4 protein-coding genes and 1 pseudogene are annotated in these 4,465 nt (G+C 69.2%); 3 read left to right on the forward strand and 2 right to left on the reverse strand.

The window, feature by feature from the left end; all coding sequences use genetic code 11:
* From ABSF49_RS20470 to accC, 3 genes are all read left to right on the forward strand, one after another.
* A partial coding sequence (locus ABSF49_RS20470; protein WP_424114483.1) for a molybdopterin-containing oxidoreductase family protein occupies nucleotides 1-1,608 on the forward strand: 1,608 nt, incomplete at its 5' end.
* Between the two features lie 185 nt (nucleotides 1,609-1,793).
* The gene (gene accB / locus ABSF49_RS20475) at nucleotides 1,794-2,303 is read left to right on the forward strand and encodes an acetyl-CoA carboxylase biotin carboxyl carrier protein (protein ID WP_424114486.1); all 510 of its coding nucleotides are present in this window, start codon (nucleotides 1,794-1,796) and stop codon (nucleotides 2,301-2,303) included.
* A gap of 54 nt (nucleotides 2,304-2,357) precedes the next feature.
* Entirely contained in the window at nucleotides 2,358-3,719 is a 1,362-nt protein-coding gene (gene accC / locus ABSF49_RS20480; protein ID WP_424114484.1) for an acetyl-CoA carboxylase biotin carboxylase subunit, read from the forward strand.
* Between the two features lie 12 nt (nucleotides 3,720-3,731).
* Here accC and ABSF49_RS20485 read toward each other — a convergent pair whose 3' ends face one another.
* Together ABSF49_RS20485 and ABSF49_RS20490 are read right to left on the reverse strand one after the other, a co-directional pair.
* Entirely contained in the window at nucleotides 3,732-4,019 is a 288-nt protein-coding gene (locus tag ABSF49_RS20485; protein WP_424114485.1) for a PilZ domain-containing protein, read from the reverse strand.
* Nucleotides 4,020-4,125: 106 nt separating this feature from the next.
* Nucleotides 4,126-4,465 (reverse strand): annotated as a pseudogene (locus ABSF49_RS20490) (cation transporter); the annotation flags it as partial.

The raw sequence follows: 4,465 nt of genomic DNA on the forward strand, positions 1-4,465 counted from the left end.
GGCGCCGACCCGCGCGAAATGGCGAAGTCCGACGTCGTCGTCATCTGGGGCACCAACGCCGTCGCGACCCAGGTCAACGTGATGACCCACGCGACGCGGGCGCGCAAGGAGCGCGGCGCGAAAATCGTCGTCGTCGACATCTACGACACCGAGACGATGCGCCAAGCCGATCTCGCGCTGCGGCTGAAGCCCGGCACCGACGGCGCGCTCGCCTGCGCGGTCATGCACGTCCTGTTCCGCGACGGGCTCGCCGACCGCGCCTATCTCGCGCGCTACGCCGACGCGCCCGAGGCGCTCGAGGCCCATCTCGAGACCCGCACGCCGCAATGGGCGAGCGCGATCACCGGCCTTGCCGTCGCCGCGATCGAGGAATTCGCCGCGCTGGTCGGCCGCAACAAGCGCAGCTTCTTCCGCCTCGGCTACGGCTTCTCGCGCCAGCGCAACGGCGCGGCCAACATGCATGCAGCGTTATGCGTGCCGGTCGTCAGCGGCGCCTGGGCGCACGAAGGCGGCGGCGCGTTTCATTCCAACAGCGGCGTCTTCAAGCTCGACAAGACGATGATCGAGGGGCTCGACGCGCGCGATTCCTCGGTCAGGCGGCTCGATCAATCGCGTGTCGGCGCGATCCTGACCGGCGACGCGGAGGCGCTGAAAGGCGGCGGCCCGGTCAGCGCGATGCTGATCCAGAACACCAATCCGCTCGCCGTGGCGCCCGACCAGGAGAAGGTGCGGCGCGGCTTTGCCCGCGACGACCTGTTCGTCTGCGTGCACGAGCAGTTCCTCACCGACACCGCGCGCGCCGCCGACATCGTTCTGCCGGCGACGATGTTCCTCGAGCACGACGACCTCTACACCGGCGGCGGCCACCAGTATCTGCAGTTCGGCCCCAAGACGATCGAGCCGCCCGAGGGCTGCCGCTCCAACCACGAGGTGGTCGTCGCCCTCGCCGAGCGTCTGGGCGCGCGTCACCCCGGTTTCGCCATGAGCCCGCGCGAGATCATCGACTGGACGTTACGCGCCTCGGGCCGCGGCGCGCTCGCCGAGCTCGAAGCGGCGCGCTGGCTCGATTGCCAGCCGCCGTTCGAGGAGGCGCATTTCCTCAACGGCTTCGCCCATGCCGACGGCAAGTTCCACTTCCGCGCCGACTGGCCCGCGACCCCCTATTCGAACGACGGACTCAGGGGGCCTTGGCGCGAGATGCCGACCCTGCCCGACCACTGGCCGGTCAACGAGGCCGCCGACGACGACCATCCGTTCAAGCTCGCGACTTCGCCGGCGCGCAATTTCCTCAATACGAGCTTCAGCGAGACGGCGACCTCGCGCGCCCGCGAAGCGCGGCCGACGGCGCTGATGCACCCGGACGACCTCGCGGCGCTCGGGCTCGCCGACGGCGACGTGGCGCGGCTCGGCAACCCGCGCGGCGAAGTGCGGCTGCACGTGCGCGCCTTTGCCGGCGTCTCGCGCGGGCTGATCGTCAGCGAGGGAATCTGGCCCCCCTCCGCTTTCCTCGACGGCCGGGGAATCAACACGCTGACCGGCGCCGACCCGGTCGCGCCGTTCGGCGGCGCGGCGTTTCACGACGCGCATGTATGGGCCCGCCCCGCCTGAATCGTGGCCCGCCGATTGGCGCCTGTTTTCCGAAATCGGCGCGCCGATCCGTTCCGTTTCGTCGAACGTTTTCCCCATCCGCGACGGCGGCGGGCTTTATTTGGCGGCGCCGGCGGGCTATAGGTCCCGCCGGTCGATCGCATTTCGAACGATCGCGTCACGGGGCAAGGCGTCAGCAGGTGTCGATGAAGAAGCCGTCGGTCAAACCCGCCGTCGCGTCCGAAGCCGGCGGGTTCGATCTCGCCGTCGTCGCCGGGCTGGCGAAGATCGCCGCCGCCAACGATCTGAGCGAAGTAGAGGTCGAGCGGGAGGGCATGCGCATCCGCGTCGCTCGCGAGCGCCATACGATCGCTGCGACCCATGTTCTCGCCGCGCCGCCAGGCGCAGTCGCCGCCGCGCCGATGATGGCGGCCCCGCCGAACCTGCTCGCCGCGGAAACAGCCATCGACGCGGTCGACAATCCCGGCACGGTCAAGTCGCCGATGGTCGGCACCGCCTATCTGAGGCCGACCCCCGACGCCAAGCCTTTCGTCGAGGTCGGCGCGACGGTGAAGGCTGGCGACAAGCTGATGCTGGTCGAGGCGATGAAGACGTTCAACGAGATCGTCGCCCACAGGTCCGGCAAGCTGACGCAGATCATGATCGAAGACGGCGCCCCGGTGGAGTACGGTCAGGCGCTGATGGTCATCGAATGAGGCTGTAGCGCCGCGCGCGCTTTGAGCCTCTCCCGCCGTCAGGAGCCGCCCGGCATGTTCGACAAGATCCTGATCGCCAACCGCGGCGAAATCGCGCTCAGGGTGCTGCGCGCGGCCAAGGAGCTCGGCATCGCCACGGTCGCGGTCTATTCGACCGCCGACAAGGAGGCGATGCACGTCAAGCTCGCCGACGAGAGCGTCTGCATCGGCCCGCCGCCGGCGCGCGAGTCTTATCTCAACGTCCCCGCGCTGCTGGCCGCCTGCGAGATCACCGGCGCCGACGCAGTTCATCCCGGCTACGGCTTCCTCGCCGAGAATGCGCGCTTCGCCGACATCCTCGCCGAGCACGGCATCGCCTTCATCGGCCCCAAGGCTGAGCACATCCGCCTGATGGGCGACAAGATCGAGGCCAAGCGCACCGCCGCCCGGCTCGGCATCCCCTGCGTGCCCGGCTCGGCGGGCGCGATCGCCGACGAAGCCGAGGCGGTCAAGGTCGCCGCCGAGATCGGCTATCCGGTGCTGGTCAAGGCGGCGGCGGGCGGCGGCGGGCGCGGCATGCGGGTCGCCAATTCGGCCGATGAGCTCGCCGACGCCCTCGCCAATGCGAAAATGGAAGCGAAGGCGGCGTTCGGCGACGACGCCGTCTATCTCGAGAAGTATCTCGCCAAGCCGCGCCACATCGAGTTCCAGGTGCTGGGCGACGGCAAGGGCCGCGCGATCCATCTCGGCGAGCGCGACTGCTCGCTGCAGCGCCGCCATCAGAAGGTGTGGGAGGAAGGCCCTTCGCCGGCGCTCAACGCGGCGCAGCGCGAGGAGATCGGCGGCGTCTGCGCACGGGCGATGGCCGAGCTCGGCTACGTCGGCGTCGGCACGATCGAATTCCTGTTCGAGAACGGCGGCTTCTATTTCATCGAGATGAACACCCGCATTCAGGTCGAGCATCCGGTGACCGAGATGATCACCGGCATCGACCTGGTCAACGAGCAGATCAAGATCGCCGCCGGCTCGCCGCTGTCGATCGCGCAGGAGGACGTACGCATACAAGGCGCGGCGATCGAGTGCCGGCTCAACGCCGAGCATCCGGGCACCTTCATGCCGTCGCCGGGGCGGATCAGCTATTTCCACCCGCCCGGGGGCTTGGGCGTGCGCGTCGATTCGGCCGCCTACCAGGGCTACGTCATCCCGCCCTACTACGACTCGCTGATCGGCAAGCTGATCGTCCACGGCCGCAACCGCACCGAGGCGCTGATGCGGCTGAGGCGCGCGCTCGACGAATTCGTCGTCGAGGGCGTCGAGACGACGCTGCCGCTCTATCGGACGCTGGTGCGCAATCTCGACGTGCAGAACGGCCAGTACGACATCCACTGGCTCGAAGGCTTCCTCGAATCCGACGAAGCGAAGGCGGCGCGCGCCTGAGGCGACGCGCTTCTATTTCGATTTGTCGAGCTTGACCCCGACCGCGGCGCCCTCGCGCCACGCGACTTCCGCGCGCCCCATCTTGTTGCGCGCGTCGAGTTGCAGTTCGAAGCTGTCGGGCAGGTCGACGCCGGTGACCGACACCACGTTGGCGCCGCCCTCGGAGACGTCTAGCACCACGCAATCGTAGACCGGCGCGACGCCGCCCGGATCGGCCCAGGCGCGGATGCGCGTGCGGCGACGCGTATGGCGGCGCCGATTGCGGTCATTGAGGAACGGATTGTTGTAGCTGTCGATCAAGGAAGCGGCCTCCACGACGCCCGCCCGCCAGCGCCGCCGCAAGCCCTCTCCATCGCGCGCTTTGCCGCCGTCTTCAACGGTTTCGTTGCTGAAAGGTTAATACGCCTCAGGCGATCGCGCGGCAGGCGGCGGCCGGGGTCGGTTCGGCCTTGCGCTCGACCTCGATCGTCAGGTGCGAAAAGCGCCGGACCTGCATCGCGGCGCGACGATAGTCGGCGACGTCTCGGCCGCTCGCCGTCTCGATCGCCAGGATGGCGCCGAGATGGCCGGGGCCGAGCCGCCACAGATGCAGGTCGAGCAGCGCATCGCCGTCGCGTTCGATCGCCGCGCGTAAGCGCGCGGTCAGCCGCGCATCCGGGTTCATGTCGAGCAGCACCGCGCCGGCGTCGCGGATCAGGCCGATCGACCAGCTGACGATGACGCCGGCGCCGAGCAGTCCGGCGAGC

The sequence above is a fragment of the Roseiarcus sp. genome (genome assembly GCF_049514155.1).
Classification (GTDB): Bacteria; Pseudomonadota; Alphaproteobacteria; order Rhizobiales; family Beijerinckiaceae; genus Roseiarcus.